The sequence below is a fragment of the Micromonospora sp. NPDC007271 genome (assembly GCF_040634005.1).
In the GTDB taxonomy this organism is placed as follows: domain Bacteria; phylum Actinomycetota; class Actinomycetes; order Mycobacteriales; family Micromonosporaceae; genus Micromonospora.
Window position 1 is genome coordinate 1 of the sequence record NZ_JBEYER010000086.1, and the last position, 16,411, is coordinate 16,411.

General features: G+C 73.6%; 15 protein-coding genes and 1 pseudogene. 11 read left to right on the forward strand and 5 right to left on the reverse strand.

Annotated features, from left to right (window positions below):
- The 4 genes and pseudogenes from ABZ570_RS25665 to ABZ570_RS25680 form a co-directional block, all read left to right on the forward strand.
- Window positions 1–374, forward strand: a pseudogene (locus ABZ570_RS25665) (FAD-dependent oxidoreductase); the annotation flags it as partial.
- Window positions 374–1,576 (forward strand): saccharopine dehydrogenase C-terminal domain-containing protein, encoded by a 1,203-nt coding sequence (locus tag ABZ570_RS25670; protein WP_358068641.1) that lies wholly within the window; start codon window positions 374–376, stop codon window positions 1,574–1,576. The pseudogene ABZ570_RS25665 and the gene ABZ570_RS25670, both read left to right, overlap by 1 nt.
- Window positions 1,573–2,586 carry an agmatinase gene (speB, locus tag ABZ570_RS25675; RefSeq protein WP_358068644.1) on the forward strand — a complete coding sequence of 338 codons (1,014 nt, stop codon included), beginning with the start codon at window positions 1,573–1,575 and terminating at the stop codon, window positions 2,584–2,586. The genes ABZ570_RS25670 and speB overlap by 4 nt, the downstream gene beginning before the upstream one ends.
- A 26-nt stretch (window positions 2,587–2,612) precedes the next feature.
- Window positions 2,613–2,924 carry a helix-turn-helix transcriptional regulator gene (locus ABZ570_RS25680; RefSeq protein ID WP_358068647.1) on the forward strand — a complete coding sequence of 104 codons (312 nt, stop codon included), beginning with the start codon at window positions 2,613–2,615 and terminating at the stop codon, window positions 2,922–2,924.
- Window positions 2,925–2,984: 60 nt separating this feature from the next.
- Here the strand turns inward: ABZ570_RS25680 and ABZ570_RS25685 are convergent, their stop codons facing one another.
- From ABZ570_RS25685 to ABZ570_RS25695, 3 genes are read right to left on the reverse strand one after another with little or no spacing between them, the layout of a single operon-like run.
- Complete coding sequence (locus ABZ570_RS25685; RefSeq protein WP_358068649.1) at window positions 2,985–3,332, reverse strand: DUF779 domain-containing protein; 348 nt, start codon at window positions 3,330–3,332, stop codon at window positions 2,985–2,987.
- A complete protein-coding gene (gene adh, locus ABZ570_RS25690; RefSeq protein ID WP_358068652.1) occupies window positions 3,332–4,837 on the reverse strand; it encodes an aldehyde dehydrogenase in 1,506 nt (501 codons plus the stop codon). The genes ABZ570_RS25685 and adh overlap by 1 nt, the downstream gene beginning before the upstream one ends.
- Before the next feature lie 40 nt (window positions 4,838–4,877).
- The gene (locus tag ABZ570_RS25695) at window positions 4,878–6,161 is read right to left on the reverse strand and encodes a GAF domain-containing protein (RefSeq protein ID WP_358068655.1); all 1,284 of its coding nucleotides are present in this window, start codon (window positions 6,159–6,161) and stop codon (window positions 4,878–4,880) included.
- A 129-nt stretch (window positions 6,162–6,290) separates the two neighbouring features.
- Here ABZ570_RS25695 and ABZ570_RS25700 point away from each other — a divergent pair, with 129 nt between their 5' ends.
- From ABZ570_RS25700 to ABZ570_RS25730, 7 genes are all read left to right on the forward strand, one after another.
- Window positions 6,291–7,151 carry a hypothetical protein gene (locus tag ABZ570_RS25700; protein ID WP_358068658.1) on the forward strand — a complete coding sequence of 287 codons (861 nt, stop codon included), beginning with the start codon at window positions 6,291–6,293 and terminating at the stop codon, window positions 7,149–7,151.
- A gap of 181 nt (window positions 7,152–7,332) precedes the next feature.
- Complete coding sequence (locus ABZ570_RS25705; protein ID WP_358068717.1) at window positions 7,333–7,998, forward strand: response regulator transcription factor; 666 nt, start codon at window positions 7,333–7,335, stop codon at window positions 7,996–7,998.
- Window positions 7,995–9,047 carry a HAMP domain-containing sensor histidine kinase gene (locus ABZ570_RS25710; protein WP_358068661.1) on the forward strand — a complete coding sequence of 351 codons (1,053 nt, stop codon included), beginning with the start codon at window positions 7,995–7,997 and terminating at the stop codon, window positions 9,045–9,047. Before ABZ570_RS25705 ends, ABZ570_RS25710 begins: the two co-directional genes overlap by 4 nt.
- Before the next feature lie 100 nt (window positions 9,048–9,147).
- The gene (locus ABZ570_RS25715) at window positions 9,148–11,286 is read left to right on the forward strand and encodes a pyridoxal-phosphate dependent enzyme (protein WP_358068664.1); all 2,139 of its coding nucleotides are present in this window, start codon (window positions 9,148–9,150) and stop codon (window positions 11,284–11,286) included.
- Window positions 11,283–12,416: a D-alanine--D-alanine ligase family protein gene (locus ABZ570_RS25720; RefSeq protein ID WP_358068667.1), complete on the forward strand. Its 1,134-nt coding sequence runs from the start codon at window positions 11,283–11,285 to the stop codon at window positions 12,414–12,416. Before ABZ570_RS25715 ends, ABZ570_RS25720 begins: the two co-directional genes overlap by 4 nt.
- On the forward strand, window positions 12,413–13,048 hold the full coding sequence (locus ABZ570_RS25725) for a M15 family metallopeptidase (RefSeq protein WP_358068670.1): 636 nt from the start codon (window positions 12,413–12,415) through the stop codon (window positions 13,046–13,048). Before ABZ570_RS25720 ends, ABZ570_RS25725 begins: the two co-directional genes overlap by 4 nt.
- A 193-nt stretch (window positions 13,049–13,241) precedes the next feature.
- Window positions 13,242–13,565 (forward strand): hypothetical protein, encoded by a 324-nt coding sequence (locus ABZ570_RS25730; RefSeq protein ID WP_358068673.1) that lies wholly within the window; start codon window positions 13,242–13,244, stop codon window positions 13,563–13,565.
- 103 nt (window positions 13,566–13,668) lie between these two features.
- Here ABZ570_RS25730 and gabT read toward each other — a convergent pair whose 3' ends face one another.
- Window positions 13,669–14,940, reverse strand: a complete 1,272-nt coding sequence (gene gabT, locus ABZ570_RS25735) for a 4-aminobutyrate--2-oxoglutarate transaminase (RefSeq protein WP_358068676.1) — start codon at window positions 14,938–14,940, stop codon at window positions 13,669–13,671.
- A 5-nt stretch (window positions 14,941–14,945) separates the two neighbouring features.
- Complete coding sequence (locus ABZ570_RS25740) at window positions 14,946–16,382, reverse strand: gamma-aminobutyraldehyde dehydrogenase (protein WP_358068679.1); 1,437 nt, start codon at window positions 16,380–16,382, stop codon at window positions 14,946–14,948.
- Window positions 16,383–16,411 lie beyond the last annotated feature (29 nt).

Here is a 16,411-nt window from a genome sequence, read left to right on the forward strand (position 1 = left end):
CCTTTCCCCAGCTCGAGGGCCTCCGGTTCAGCCACCGCTGGGGCGGCGTCATCGACACCTGCACCCGGTTCTGCCCCTTCTTCGGCACCGCCTACGACGGGCGGCTGGCGTACGCGGCCGGGTTCACCGGGCTCGGCGTCGGGGCGACCCGGTTCGGCGCCCGGGTGATGCTCGACCTGCTCGGCGGGGAGGAGACCCCGCTGACCCGGCTCGACCTGGTCCGCAGCAAGCCGCTGCCGTTCCCGCCGGAGCCGTTCCGGGCCACCGGCATCAATCTCACCCGCTGGTCACTCGCCCGCGCCGACGCGCGGGAAGGCCGGCGCAACCTCTGGCTCCGTACGCTCGATCGTCTTGGTTTGGGGTTTGATTCCTGATGCGCATCCTGCTCGTGGGCGCCGGCGGGGTCGGCTCCGCCGCCGTGGCCATCGCCGCCCGGCGCTCCTTCTTCGAGACCATGGTGGTCGCCGACTACGACCTCGGCCGCGCGTCGCGGGCGATCGCCGAACACGACTCCCGCTTCGTCGCCGCCCACGTCGACGCCGCCTCGGCGGACGCGGTCGCGGCGCTCTGCCGGGAGCACCGGATCACCCACGTGCTCAACGCGGTCGACCCGCGCTTCGTCATGCCGATCTTCGACGGCGCGTTCGCCGCCGGGGCGGACTACCTGGACATGGCGATGTCGCTGTCCCACCCGCATCCGACCACACCCTACGCGGAGACCGGCGTGAAGCTCGGCGACGACCAGTTCGCCGCGGCCTCCGCCTGGGCGGAGACCGGCCGCCTCGCGCTCTGCGGCATCGGCGTCGAGCCCGGCCTGTCCGACGTCTTCGCCCGCTACGCCGCCGACGAACTCTTCGCCGAGATCGACGAGATCGGGGTACGCGACGGCGCCAACCTCACCGTCGACGGCTACGACTTCGCGCCGTCCTTCTCCATCTGGACCACCATCGAGGAGTGCCTGAACCCGCCGGTGGTCTGGGAGGCTGACCGGGGCTGGTACACCACCGTGCCCTTCTCCGAGCCGGAGGTCTTCGAGTTCCCCGAGGGGATCGGCCCGGTCGAGTGCGTCAACGTGGAGCACGAGGAGGTGCTGCTCATCCCGCGCTGGGTGAAGGCGAAGCGGGTCACCTTCAAGTACGGCCTCGGCGACGAGTTCATCGAGGTACTCAAGACCCTGCACAAGCTCGGCCTGGATCGGACCTCGCCGGTGCGGGTGGGCGGCGTCTCCGTCTCCCCGCGCGACGTGGTGGCCGCCTGCCTGCCCGACCCGGCCACCCTCGGTGACCGGATGCGCGGCAAGACCTGCGCCGGCACGTACGTGACCGGCACCGGCATCGACGGCCGGCCACGCAAGGTCTACCTCTACCACGTGGTCGACAACGAGTGGTCGATGAAGGAGTACGGCCACCAGGCGGTGGTCTGGCAGACCGCGGTCAACCCCGTCGTCGCGCTGGAACTGCTGGCCACCGGCGCCTGGTCCGGCACCGGCGTGCTCGGCCCGGAGGCGCTGCCCCCGAGGCCCTTCCTCGACCTGCTGACCGGCTACGGCTCGCCGTGGGGAATGGAGGAGCGGTGACCCGCTACGGCCCGATGTTCGGCCCCGACGTCACCTTCCTCGGGGTGCCCCCGTGCACCATCGAGGAGCCGGCCACCTACGCGGACGCGGACGTGGTGATCGTCGGGGCGCCCTTCGACGGTGGCACCTCGCACCGGCCGGGCACCCGGTTCGGTCCGTCCGCCATCCGCCAGGCCTGCTACCTGCCGCACGACGGCTCCCGCCCGTCCCTGGCGTTGCGGGTCGACGGGTTGCAGGACCTCCGCGTCTACGACGCGGGCGACGTGGAGATGTTCTCCGGCGACATCGAACGGTCACTGGCCGCCCTGGAGGCAGCGGTCTTCGACGTGGCCCGCGTCGGCGCCATCCCGATCGTGCTCGGCGGCGACCACTCCATCGCCCTGCCCGACGCCACCGGGGTGGCCCGCCACCACGGGCTCGGCCGGGTGTCGCTGGTCCACTTCGACGCCCACGCCGACACCGGGGACATCGAGTTCGGCTCGCTGCACGGGCACGGCCAGCCGATGCGCCGGCTCATCGAGTCCGGCGCGGTACGCGGCGACCGCTTCCTCCAGATCGGCCTGCGCGGCTACTGGCCCGGCCCGTCGACCCTGGCGTGGATGGCCGAGCAGCGGATGCGGTCGTACGAGATGACCGAGGTGGTGGCCCGGGGGCTGGATTCCTGCCTCTCGGAGGCGTTCGAGATCGCCACGGACGAGTGCGAGGGCGTCTTCCTCTCCGTCGACGTGGACGTGGTCGACCCCGGGATGGCCCCCGGCACCGGCACCCCGGAGCCGGGCGGGTTCACCTCGCGCCAGCTTCTCGACGCGGTGCGCCGGGTCTGCTACGAGCTGCCGGTGGTGGGCGTGGACGTGGTCGAGGTCGCCCCGCCCTACGACCACGCCGACATCACGGCGTACCTGGGCAACCGGGTGGTGCTGGAGGCGCTGTCGGCAATCGCCCGCCGCCGCCGCGACGCCGCCGGCGGCGAGCCCTGGAACCCGCACCAACCCCTCCTCGACGCCCGCTGACCCCTCCGTGGTGTTTAGTTCAAGTTGTGACGGAGTTCTACGACTGGGATGAGGTCCGCGCCGAACTCGGCGGCGACGACACGGCCTACGAGGCGGAGCGAGCCCGGACCGAGGCCTGGGTGAGCGCCTTCCACCTGGCGGAGGAGCGCAAGCGGCTGGGGCTCACCCAGCGGCAGGTCGCCGAGCTCATGGGGGTCACGCCGGGCCGGGTCAGCCAGATCGAGAACGGCGACCTCGAGGTGAACGAGGTGGCGACCTTGAGCCGCTACGCGACCGCGCTCGGCGCGAAGCTGCGCATCATCTTCGACTACGGTGACGACCTCCGTCAGATCGCCTGACCATCAGCGGCGGAGGCAGCGCGGGACGAGGGTGCCAGGGAGCTGGAAGATCTCGGACAGTCAGCGGGCCAGGTGAGAGCGGATGAGGAAGCGGACGCCCTCGGGGGCCTCCAGGGAGAAGCCGCTGCCCCGGCCGGGCACCACGTCGACCGTGAGCCGGGTGTGTTTCCACAGCTCCCACTGGGCGGTGGACATCCAGAACTCGACCGGCTCGGGCACGCCGTCGACCTCCAGCGAGGCGAGCAGCACGTCCGAGGCGCCGGTGCGGAACTCGCCGGCCGAGTAGCACATGGGGGCGCTGCCGTCGCAGCAGCCGCCGGACTGGTGGAACATGAGCGGCCCGTGGGCCGCCCGCAGCGACCGGATCAGGCCGGCCGCCGCGGGCGTCAGAGTGACGGGGTCACCCATCAGAAGAAGCCCAGCTTCTTGGGGGAGTAGCTGACCAGAAGGTTCTTGGTCTGCTGGTAGTGCTCCAGCATCATCTTGTGGTTCTCCCGGCCGATGCCGGACTGCTTGTACCCGCCGAACGCGGCGTGGGCCGGGTAGGCGTGGTAGCAGTTCGTCCAGACCCGTCCGGCCTGGATCGCCCGCCCGGCCCGGTACGCGGTGTTGATGTCCCGGGTCCAGACGCCCGCGCCGAGCCCGTACAGGGTGTCGTTGGCGATCTTCACGGCGTCGTCCAGGTCGGCGAAGGAGGTCACCGAGACCACCGGGCCGAAGATTTCCTCCTGGAAGATCCGCATCGAGTTGTCGCCCTCGAAGATCGTGGGCTGCACGTAGTACCCGCCGGACAGCTCGCCGCCCAGGTCCGCCCGCTCACCGCCCGCCAGAACGCGAGCGCCCTCCTGCCGGCCGATGTCCAGGTAGGACAGGATCTTCTCCAACTGGTCGTTGGACGCCTGCGCCCCGATCATCGTCTCGGTGTCCAGCGGGTGGCCCTGCGTGACCTGCCGCGTCCGGTCGACGGCGGCGGCCAGGAAGTCCGAGTAGTGGCCCTGCTGGATCAGCGCCCGGGACGGGCACGTGCAAACCTCGCCCTGGTTGAGCGCGAACATGGTGAAGCCTTCGAGGGCCTTGTCCCGGAAGTCGTCGGAAGCGGCGCTGACGTCGTCGAAGAAGATGTTCGGGCTCTTGCCGCCCAGCTCCAGGGTGACGGGTTTGATGTTCTCGCTGGCGTACTGCATGATCAGCCGCCCGGTGGTGGTCTCGCCGGTGAACGCCACCTTCGCCACCCGGGGCGAGGACGCCAGCGGCTTGCCCGCCTCGACGCCGAATCCGTTGACCACGTTGACCACGCCGGGCGGGAGCAGATCCGCGACCAGCGAGAGCAGGTAGTGGATCGAGGCCGGGGTCTGCTCGGCCGGCTTGAGCACCACGGCGTTGCCGGCGGCCAGCGCCGGGGCGAGCTTCCAGACCGCCATGAGGATCGGGAAGTTCCACGGAATGATCTGCCCGACCACGCCGAGCGGCTCGTGGAAGTGGTAGGCCACCGTGTCGTCGTCGAGCTCGCCGAGGGAGCCCTCCTGGGCCCGGATCGCCCCCGCGAAGTAGCGGAAGTGGTCGATGGCGAGGGGGATGTCGGCGGCCAGGGTCTCGCGTACCGGCTTGCCGTTCTCCCAGGTCTCGGCGATGGCGAGGGATTCCAGGTTGTCCTGCATCCGGTCGGCGATCTTGTTGAGGATCAGCGACCGTTCGGCGACCGGGGTGCGGCCCCAGGCGTCCGCGGCGCCGTGTGCGGCGTCGAGTGCCTTCTCCACGTCCTCGGCGGTGCCCCGGGCCACCTCGCAGAAGGTCTGCCCGGTCACCGGGGTGGGGTTCTCGAAGTACCGGCCACCGTGCGGCTTCACGTACTCGCCGCCGATGAAGTGGTCGTAGCGGGACTGCCAGTGGGTGGGGGCGTCGTAGCGCGTCATGGGTACCTCCGCCGTCCGTCAGGGGTGGACGGCGGGGACGTTAGTTTCCGCGACGTTGCAGCAACGTTGCGCGCGGCAGGTCGTACTCCTCGGCGAGCTGGCGGGCGCGGGCCAGGGCGAGGGGCCGGCGCGGCGCGTCCGGCGGCAACGCCCGGGCCAGGGCCTGCCAGGCGGTGAGGTCGTCGGCGCCGGCGGGCGTCGCGGTCCAGGCGGTGAGCAGCGCCGGGTCCGCGGCGGCCAGCACGGCCGCGCGGAGCTGGCCGTCGACCAGCCGGCGCAGTCGCGCCACTCCCGGCGCGTCCGACCCGGGCAGCAGGGGCCCGCGGTACGCGCGCAGCGCCCCCGCCGCGTCGCCGCGTTCGAGCAGTTCGGTGACGGTACGGAAGTCGGCGCGCACGGCCGGCCGCAGCCGGTACGGGCGGGAGTCGAGCATTTCCTCGCCGAGGGCCCGGCGCAGCCGGGACAGTTCGGCGCGCAGGGTGACGGGGTGCAACCTGTCGTCGCCGTAGAGGTCGAGGCCGAGCTGTTCCCCGGTGCGCCCCTCGGGGTGGTCGAGGAGCAGCACGAGCAGTTCGCTGTGCCGCCGGCCGAGCCGGATGCGCCGGCCCCCGACGCGCAGTTCCGCCTCGTCGCGGCCGAGCGCGGCGACGTGCAGCACGTCGGGTTCGGCGGGGGCGGCGCCGGCCAGGAACGCCTCGGCGGCCCGGGCGGTGGCGCGCACCAGGGCCAGGCTCTGCGGGGTGGCCAGGTGGTCCCCGCCGGTGATGTCGATCGCGCCGAGCAGCCGGCCGGTGGTGGGGTCGTGGATCGGGGCGGCGGCACAGGTCCAGCGCTGCACCGGCCGGACGAAGTGCTCGGTGGCGAAGATCTGCACGCTGTGGTCGACGGCCAGGGCGGTGCCGGGCGCGTTGGTGCCGGCGTGGGCCTCGTCCCAGCGGGCGCCGGGCACGAAGTTCATCCGCTCGGCGTGCCGGAGCACACCCGGATGCCCCTCCACCCAGAGCAGCCGCCCGTCCGCGTCGCAGACCGCCATGAGGTGCGCGCCGTCGAGGGCGATGCCGCCGAGCAGGTCGCGGAAAAGGGGCAGCACACGGTTCAGGGGGTGGGCGGCGCGGTAGCCCGCCAGCGCGTCGTCGGCGAGGTCGACCGGGGCGGTGGTCTCGGGGTCGAGCAGTGCGGACCGCTCCCACGACCGGCGCACGACGTCGCGGACCCGGCCGGCGGTGGTGCCAGCGGTGAGGAACGCTTCGTGGGCGGCGCCGACCTGCGCGATCCGCTCCGCCGGATCGGCACCGAATTCCAGGGCGAGCCACGGGTCGGCCATTGGCGACCTCCTCGCGCCCATGGTGACCCAGCTCACCGCCGATCGCCAAGCCGCTCTCGAACTTGTCATTGACAAGTTTCGGGGACGTCCGCAAACTTGGCACCGACAAGATGTGATCGGGAGGTCGAGATGGAACTGGCGATGGTCCGGCAGATGTGGCACCTGATCGAGCCCGTGCACGCGCTGGTCTACTACGCGCCCGAGCTGACCGAGGAGGCCGCCGCGCTCGGCCTGCCGACCGGGGAGCGCTGGCCCGGCTACTTCGCGCTGCGCAGCGCCCCGCTCGGCGCGGCCGGCCCCAATCTGGTCGCCGCCACGTACTACAGCTTCAGCCCGCGGATGGTCGCCGAGTACGTGCCTGCCGTCTGGGCCACCGCCGACCCGGCCAAGGTGCTCGCCGCCCGGCTGTCCGGGGTGGACCGGGCGCTGCGCGCCCTGCTCGGCGCCCGGGTCGAGTCGGCCGAACTGGCCGAGGCTGCGGCCCTGGCCCGCCGCGCGGTGCACGCCGCCGACCTGGGCGGCCGCCCCCTCGCCGCCGCCAACGCCGACCTGCCCTGGCCCGATGCGCCGCACCTGGCGCTGTGGCAGGCCGCCACGATCCTGCGCGAGCACCGGGGCGACGGGCACATCGCGGCGCTGCGCACCGCCGGGCTGGACCCGGCCGAGTCGCTGGTCTCCTTCGCCGCCGTCGGCGCCGCCCCCGTGGAGGTCTTCGCGAGCCGCCGGTGGACCGCCGAGGAGTGGGACGCAGCCCGGGACCGGCTGGCCGCCCGGGGCCTGGTCGACGGCCACGGGGTGGCCACCGAGGCCGGCCGCCGACTGCGTGACGACGTGGAGCGGCGGACCGACGAGCTGGCCGCGGCGCCGTGGCGCGCGCTCGGGCCGGCGGTCGGCCGGTTCGCCCAGCTCGTCGCCCCGCTCACCCAGGCCGTGGTGGCCACCGGCCTGCTGCCGGCGCAGAGCACCCTCGGGATCCGTCGCCAGCAGTGATCCGGCTCACTCCCCGGCTGCGGGTGGCTCCTCGGGCCCGGACGAACGCCCCAGACGGTGCGCCGGGGACCGGCGGGTGCCGCCCGGCGTGGAGGATTGCTCCGGCGGCGCTTACGGAACCCTTATCTCCTGCCTGGGACCGTATGCGGGACGGATCAGGAGCATGGGGGAGCGGACAGCGGTGCGGGTGTTGGTGGCGGACGACGAGCGGTTGCTGGCGGACACGGTCGCCGAAGGGCTGCGCCGGTTCTCGATGGCGGTCGACGTCTGCTACGACGGCGACGGCGCGCTGGAGCGGATCGGGGTCAACCGGTACGACGTGGCCGTGCTGGACCGGGACATGCCCGGCGCCACCGGCGACGAGGTGTGCCGCAGCCTCGCCGGATCCGCCGCCGGCACCCGGGTCCTGCTGCTCACCGCCGCGGCCGGCATCCGGGACCGGGTGGCGGGTCTCGGGCTGGGCGCCGACGACTACCTGACCAAGCCGTTCGCCTTCGCCGAGCTGGTGGCCCGGGTGCAGGCGCTGGGCCGGCGGTCCGCCCCGGCGGTGCCGCCGGTGCTGGAGCGGCACGGGGTGGTGCTCGACGTGGCCCGGCACACGGTCACCCGGGACGGGCGGCCGCTCGGCCTGAGCCCCAAGGAGTTCGCCGTCCTGCACGTGCTCATGCGCGCGGGCGGCGGCGTGGTCAGTGCCGAGGAGCTGCTCGAACAGGCCTGGGACGAGTTCGCCGACCCGTTCACCAACGCCGTCCGGGTGACCGTGATGACGCTGCGCAAGAAGCTCGGCCAACCGTCGGTCATCCACACCGTGCCGAAGGCCGGCTACCGGATCGGCGAGCCGGCGTGAGCCCCCGCCGCCGCGTCCTGCTGGTCGGGGCGCTGGCCCTGCTCGGCGGCTACTGGCTGCCCGGCCTCGGCAAGCAGCTGCTCGGCCAGCTGTGGTGGCGGGCGCAGGCGTTCTGCGACCTGCAGACGGTCGGCGCGGTGTGTGAGCCCGTCCGGCCGCTCATCCCGGTGCTGCCAGGGCTGATCGAGTTGCTGGTCCTGCTGGCCGGCGTGCTCGCGGTCTGGGGCGCGGCCCGCTGGTGCCTGCGCCCGGTGCGCGACCTCGCCGACCCGATCGCCGACCTCGGGCCGCAGAACCTCGGGCACCGGATCCGCCGGGGCGGCCGCGACGAGCTGGCCCGGCTCGCCCGCGCCATCGACGACATGATGGACCGGGTCACGGCCGGCTACGAGGGGCAGCGGCGGTTCGCCGCGAACGCCTCGCACGAGCTGCGTACGCCCCTCGCCGTGCAGCGGACGCTCATCGAGGTCGGGATGGCCCAGCCGCTCACCGCCGAGCAGCTCGCCCTGCTCACCGCCCAACTGCTGGCCACCAACGAGCGCAACGAGCGGCTCATCGAGGGCCTGCTCGCGCTCAGCGAGAGCGACCAGGGGCTGCGCTCCTCCACCCCGCAACGCCTCGACGAGATCGTCACCACCGTGCTGGCCGCGTACGCCGACCGGGCGGCCGAGGCCGGAGTGACCGTGGAGAGCCGGCTGGCGCCCCGGGTCGTGCCGGGAGAGCGGGTGCTGCTGGAGCGCCTGGTCGGCAACCTGGTGGAGAACGGGATCAAGTACAACCGGCCCGGCGGCCGGCTCGCCGTCACCGTCGACGGGGACCCGGCGCTGACCGTCACCAACACCGGCCAGACCGTCCCGGGCGAGGCGGTCGCCGGCCTCTTCGAACCCTTCCGGCGCCTGGCCCGGGACCGGACCAACCAGGGCGGCGGGGCCGGGCTCGGCCTGGCCATCGCCCGCTCGATCACCCAGGCGCACGACGGCATCATCGCCGCCCGACCGGGCGAGGACGGCGGCCTGCGGGTCGACGTCCAGCTACCTGCCGTGCGCTGACCCACCCCTCGAAGACCCCGGGAGCCGCCCATGCGGCGTCCCGCGATGCCCCCTGCCCGAAAACGACCAACGGCGTACGACGCCGGGAGAGGAGAGCGCCGTGCCGACCCGTACCGATCAGGCCGCGACATCGGCCGGCCGGGTGGTCTGGGCCGACGCGGCCAAGGGCGCCTGCATCATCCTCGTGGTGCTCTGGCACGTCATCGTGAAGCACTACCTGCGGATCGACTGGCGGGTCGACCCGCCGGTGCCCGGGGCCTGGGGGCTGCTCGGCGAGCAACTGCTGCCGCTGCGGATGCCGCTCTTCTTCACGCTCTCCGGGATCTTCGCGGCGAACGCCGTCGCCCGCCCGTGGCGGGTGGCCGGCCGCCCCCGGATCGCCCGCAACCTCTACCTGTACGCCATCTGGCTGCTCGTCCACACCGCCCTGCTGGCCCTCGCGCCGGGCTTCCCCACGGACCGGGCCACCAGCCTCGGCGACCTGCTGGCCCAGCTCACCGTCACGCCCTCGAACCTCTGGTACCTGTACGCGCTGGCGCTCTACTTCGCGCTGGCCAAGGCGCTGCGCCGGGTCCACCCGGCGGTGCTGCTCGTGGCCTCGGGCGCGCTCTCCGCCGTGGCGGCCACCGGCCTGCTAGACAGCCCGGGCAACCGCGGGCAGGTCTACCAGAACCTGGTGTTCTTCCTGGCCGGCGTGCACCTGCGGCCGTACCTCCAGCGCTGGGCGGCCGGCGCGACCAGGCGCCGCCTGGCCGCGACCGGCGCGGCGTACGCCGTGGCGCTGGCCGCCATGGCCCTGGCCGGGGCCGAGAGCCGACCCGGCGTATGGCTGCTGGTGTCGGTCGTCGCGGTGGCGTTCGGCGTCACCGCCGCGGCCCGGGCGGCCCGGCTCCGGGTCGTCGGCGGGGCGCTCGCCCGGCTCGGCCACCGGACGCTGCCGATCTACGTGATCCACATGCCGGTGCTCGCGCTGCTGCACCGGCTCCTCGCCGGACCGGTCGCCGACCTGAATCGGCCGGCACGGCTGCTGCTGGTGGCCGGCTACCCGGTCCTGCTCACCGCCCTCGTGCTGGCGCTCAGCCTCGCCGTCCACCGCGGACTCACGGCGGCCCGCGCGCACTGGCTGTTCGACCTGCCGCGCCGCGCCGGCACCGACCACAACCGAGAAGGAGAGACCATGTCCCGCAGCCCTGCCCCGGCCCTGCCGGACCGGGCCCGCGTCGAGGAGGCCGCCTGGTGGCTGTCCGGCCGGGTGGTGCGTACCCCCGTGCTGAACAGCCCGGCGATCGACCGGCTCGCCGGCGCCCGGATCCTGCTCAAGGCCGAGAACCTCCAGACCGGCGGCTCCTACAAGATGCGCGGCGCCATGCTGGCCGTGGGCAGGCTCGCCGCGGCCGGCCACACCGGGGTGGTCGCGCAGAGCACTGGCAACCACGCCGTGGCGGTGGCCCTCGCCGCCCGCCGGCACGGGCTGGCCGCGACCGTGGTGCTGCCGGAAGACGCCGCGCCCGTGAAGGTGGCCCGGGCCCGGGCGGCCGGGGCCCGGGTCGTCCTCGCCGGCACCACCGTCGAGGAGCGGCTGGCCGCCGCCCGGCAGCTCGCCGACGCCGACGGCCACCCGCTGGTCGACGCCTACGACCACCCGGACGTGGTGGCCGGGCAGGGCACCGCCAGCCTGGAGCTGATCGAGGAGGCGGAACGCGCCGGCATCCCGCTGGACGCACTGGTGGTGCCGGTGGGCGGGGGCGGCGGCGTCGCCGGGGCCTGCCTGGCCGCCGCCGGCACCCCCGTCGAGGTGTACGGCGTCGAGCCGGTCGGCTGCGACTCGCTGGCCCGCAGCCTCGCCGCCGGCCGGCCGACCCCGGTCGTGCCGGCGCCCACGATCGCCGACGGGCTCCGCCCGAGCTGCGTCGGCGACCTGCCGTTCGCGATCGCGCGGGACGGCGTCCGGGACGTCGTGCGGGTCGACGACGACGCGATCGCCGAGGCGTTCCGGCTGCTCCTGCTGGAGCTGAAGGTGCTCGTCGAGCCGTCCGGGGCGGCCGGGCTGGCCGGCGCGTTGCGGCTGGCGGGTGGTCCCGAGCTGGGGCCGTCGGGTGGCACCGAGGGCGGGCGGCCGGGGAGGTACCGGACGGTCGGCGTGGTGCTGACCGGCGGCAATGTCGAAGCGGAGCTGGTGGCCCGGCTGGCGGGCGGACCCGTCGCCGACCCGGCTCGGATGAAAGGGGTGGCGGCGTGAGGGCTGCGGTGCGGATCGGTGTCCTGTTCGGTGGCCCGTCGGCGGAGCACGAGGTCTCCTGCGCCTCGGCGCTGGGCGTGGCCCGGGCCCTGGCCGAGCGGGGCCACCGGGTGGTCGCGCTCGGGATCACCCGCGCCGGCGGGCTGCGGCTGGTGCCGGAGCCGGTGCTGGCCGAGCACCTCGCCAGCGTGGGCGAGGGCCGGGCCATCGACGACCGGCTGCCGGTGACCGGCCCGGCCGTGGAACTGCGGGCCGGGGCGCGTGCCGGCACGGTGGCGTGCACCGCGGCCGACGCGCCCGGCACGGTGCACGCCGAACTGGACGTGGTCTTCCCGGTGCTGCACGGCCCGTACGGCGAGGACGGCGTGGTGCAGGGCCTGCTGGAATCGCTCGGCGTGCCGTACGTCGGGTGCGGCATCCTCGCCTCCGCCGTCGGGATGGACAAGGTGGCGATGAAGCGGGCGCTGCGGGCCGAGGGGGTGCCGATCACCCCGCACGTCTGGTTCGACGCGCCGACCTGGCGGGCCGCCGAGGACCCCGAGAAACTGGTCGTCGGGCTGCGCCGGCCGCTGTTCGTCAAGCCGTCCCGGATGGGCTCCTCCATCGGGATCTCCCGGGTGGCCGAGGGCGACGACCTCGCGGCCGCGGTCGAGGAGGCGCTCCGGCACGACCACGTGGTGCTGGTCGAGCAGGGCGTGACCGGCCGCGAACTGGAGTGCGGCGTGCTCGGCGGCTGGCACCCGGAGGCGTCGGCGGTCGGCGAGGTCCGGGTCGCGGGTGGCTGGTTCGACTACCGACAGAAGTACTTCGGCGACGCCGACCCGATGATCGTTCCGGCGCCGCTGCCCGACGAGGTCACCGAGCGGATCCGGGACCTGTCCGTGCGCGCCTTCCGGGCGATCGGCGGTTGGGGCCTGGCCCGGGTGGACTTCCTCTACGACGGGACCACCGGCGACCTGTTCGTCAACGAGCTGAACACCCTGCCCGGTTTCACGGCGCACTCGATGTACCCGAAGGTGTGGGCCGCGTCCGGCGTCGACTACCCCGAGGTGGTGGACCGGCTGGTCGCGCTCGCCTTCACCCGGCACGCGGCCCGGCCCGGCGTACGCGCCGAGGGGGGTGCGGCATGATCCTGCTGTCCGATCCCCGCGTCGCCGCCGTGTCCAGTCGGGACGACGGCGATCCGCTGGTCGACCTGCGGGAACTGCCCGGGCTGCGACTGGACGGCCGGGCCGCCGACCCCGCCGGGGCGTACGCCCGGGTGCGCCGCGGGGTCGCGGACCGGTTGCTGGCCGCGCAGCGCGCGCTGCCGGACGGCCTGCGCCTGCTGGTCGTCGAGGGGTACCGGCCGTACCGGGCGCAGCTCGACATCTTCACCGGCTACCGGGACGAGTTGCGCCGGCGCTACCCGGACTGGTCGCCGGAGCGGCTGCACCGGGAGACCACGAAGTTCGTCTCGCCGGTCGAGGTGGCGCCGCACAGCACCGGCGGCGCGGTCGACCTCACCCTGTGTGACGCCGACGGGATCGAGGTGGAGATGGGCACGGCCCTCGACGCGACCCCGGAGGAGAGCGCCGACGCCTGCTTCACGGCGGCCCGGCACATCCCGGTGAGCGCCTGGCGGAACCGGCAGATCCTGGTGGGCGCGCTGAGCGGGGCCGGGCTGGTGAACTACCCGACCGAGTGGTGGCACTGGTCCTACGGCGACCGGTACTGGGCGCTGCTCACCGGAGCGCCGCACACCCGTTACGGTCCGTTGTGATCCACCGTCCCGGCTGAACGGTCCGGCCCTCCCGTCCGTACCAGGCGTCGTACGAGACCACCGGACGACGGGAGATACAACGTGAAGGTGCAGCGCAAGCACGTGCTGGCGGCGACCGTGGGCGCTGGCCGCCGCCGAAAGGGGGCCCGGCGATGACCTGGCCCCGCTCCGGTGCAAGTTTGTCGAGCTGACGGTGCTGGTCGGCAGGCTGTGGGCGGCGATCCGGCACGGCGACCCGGACGTGGCGGCCGAGCGACTGTCCACCGACGAGGCGCGGGTCGACGGCAACGGGGACGAGGGCCCCTACCTGCTCCGGCTCAAACCGGCGTTCGTGAACGAGCTCGCGGCGTTGCCGGACGAGCGGATCGACGACGTCGCGGCGGTGTGGCGGGGCGCCGAGGAGTGGGTGGGCCGGCCGGACGAGCAGCTCGTCGCCGAGATCGTGGGAGAGTTGCGACGCGTGGCCCGCCGGGCTGTTGCCGGCGATGTCCACGCGTACTGCTGGATCTGCCTCTGATCAGGGCGGCGGGTGACCGCACCGCCGCCGGGGTGGAACACCATGGGTCGCTCCTGGGGGGATCGAGAGCCATGGTGTTCCACGTACACCGGCTGACCGTGGATCAGCCGAAGGCCGCGTCCAGGATGTCCAGGCCACGGGCCAGCTCGTCGTCGGAGATGACGAGCGGCGGCAGGAAACGCAGCACGTTGCCGTAGGTGCCGCAGGTGAGGGTGAGCAGCCCCGCCGCGTGGCAGGCCGCCGAGATCGTCGCCGTAGCGGCCGGGTCCGGGGTCAGCGTGTCCGGCTGCACGATCTCCACGGCGAGCATGGCGCCACGGCCGCGTACCTCGGCGACGCGCGGGTCGCGGGCGGCGATCGCGCGCAGCCGGTCGACCATGACCGCGCCGATCCGCCGGGCCGCAGCGGCCAGGTCCAGCTCGTGCATGGTCTCGATGGCCGCGAGCGCGGCGGCGCATGCGATCGGGTTGCCGCCGTACGTCCCGCCGAGGCCCCCGACGTGCACCGCGTCCATCAGCTCGGCCCGGCCGGTCACCGCGGCGAGCGGTAACCCGCCGGCGATGCCCTTGGCCAGGGTGACCAGGTCCGGCTCCACGCCCTCGTGCTGGCAGGCGAACCAGTCGCCGGTCCGGCAGAACCCGGTCTGGATCTCGTCGGCGACGAAGACCACCCCGGCCGCCGTCGCCCACTCGCGCAGCGCCGGCAGGAAGCCCGCCGCGGGTACGACGAAGCCGCCCTCGCCCTGAATCGGCTCGATCAGCAGCGCGGCCACGTTCTCCGCGCCGACCTGCTTCTCCACCATCTCGATCGCCCGGGCGGCGGCGGTCGCCCCGTCCAGCCCGCCGTCGCGCAGCGGGTACGACATCGGCACCCGGTAGACCTCGCCCGCGAACGGCCCGAAGCGGTGCTTGTACGGCATGTTCTTCGCGGTGAGCGCCATGGTCAGGTTGGTCCGGCCGTGGTACGCGTGGTCGAAGACCACCACCGCCGGCCGTCCGGTGGCATGCCGGGCGATCTTGACGGCGTTCTCCACCGCCTCGGCGCCCGAGTTGAACAGCGCCGAGCGCTTCTCGAAGTTGCCCGGGGTCAGTGCGTTCAGCTGCTCGCAGACCGCGACGTACGACTCGTACGGGGCGACCATGAAGCAGGTGTGGGTGAAGCGTTCGACCTGGGCCCGGACCGCCTCGACCACCCTCGGGGCGGAGTTGCCCACGTTGGTGACCGCGATGCCGGCGGCGAAGTCGATCCACTCCCGCCCGTCGACGTCGGTGATGGTGCCGCCACCGGCGTGGTCCACGTAGGAGGTGATCGTGCTGCCCACGCCCCGGGCGACCGCCGTGCCCCGCCGCTTGTGCAGCTCGTCGGAGGAAGTCATGGAAATCAGCCCTCGATGTTGTGCATGACGTGCTTGATCCGGGTGTAGTCCTCGAGGCTGTAGACCGAGAGGTCCTTGCCGTGGCCCGAGTGCTTGAAGCCGCCGTGCGGCATCTCCGAGATGAACGGGATGTGGGTGTTCACCCAGACGCAGCCGAAGTCGAGGCGGCGGGTCATCCGCATCGCCCGGCCGTGGTCCTTCGTCCAGACCGAGGCGGACAGGCCGTACTCCACGCCGTTGGCCCAGCGCACCGCCTCGTCCTCGTCGGAGAAGCGCTGCACGGTGATGACCGGCCCGAACACCTCCTGCTGGATGACCTCGTCCTGCTGGCGCACTCCGCTGACCACGGTGGGGGCGTAGAAGTAGCCGCGCTCGCCGACCTGCGAGCCCCCGGTCTCGACGTTCGCGTGGTCCGGCAGCCGGTCCACGAAGCCGCGTACCCGGGCGAGCTGGTTGGCGTTGTTCAGCGGGCCGTAGAGCACGTCCTCGTCGTCCGGCGCGCCGGTCTTCGTGTTGCGGGCCTGCTCGGCGAGGGCGGCGACGAAGTCGTCGTAGACGCCGGGACCGGCGAGCACCCGGGTCGCGGCGGTGCAGTCCTGGCCGGCGTTGAAGTAGCCGCCCACCGCGATCGCCTCGGCCGCCGCCGCGATGTCCGCGTCGTCGAAGAGCACCACCGGGGCCTTGCCGCCCAGCTCCAGGTGGGTCCGCTTCAGGTCCGGGGCCGCCGCCGCGGCGACCTCCATGCCGGCCCGGGTCGAGCCGGTGATGGACACCAGCTGCGGGGTGGGGTGGGAGACGAGCGCGCGGCCGGTGTCCCGGTCGCCGCAGACCACGTTGAACACGCCCGGCGGGAAGAACTCGGCCGCGATCTCGGCCAGCAGCAGCGTCGACACCGGCGTGGTGTCCGACGGCTTCAGCACCACGGTGTTGCCGGCCGCCAGCGCCGGGGCGATCTTCCAGACCGCCATCATCAGCGGGTAGTTCCACGGGGTGACCTGGGCGCAGACGCCGATCGGCTCGCGCCGCACGTACGAGGTGTGGCCCGCCAGGTACTCGCCGGCCGAGCGGCCCTCGAGCAGGCGGGCGGCGCCGGCGAAGAAGCGGAACTCGTCGACGGCCGGTGGCAGCTCCTCGTCGGCGGTGAGCTGCCGGGGCTTGCCGGTGTTGCGTACCTCGGCGTCGACCAGGTCGGCCGCCCGGGCCTCCACCGCGTCGGCGAGCTTGAGCAGGGCCTTCTGCCGCTCGGCCGGGGTGGTGTCCCGCCACGTCTCGAACGCGGCGGCGGCGGCCTTCATCGCCGCGTCCACGTCCGCCGCCCCGGACACCGGCGCCTGGGCGAAGACCTCGCCGGTGCACGGGTCGATCAGGTCGGCGTAGCCGCCGTCCACCGGGTCGACGTACTCGCCGTTGACGAAGTTGCGCAGCTGCTGCTGATCACTCATCAGAATGTCTCCGAGGGTGGCCGGGGGGA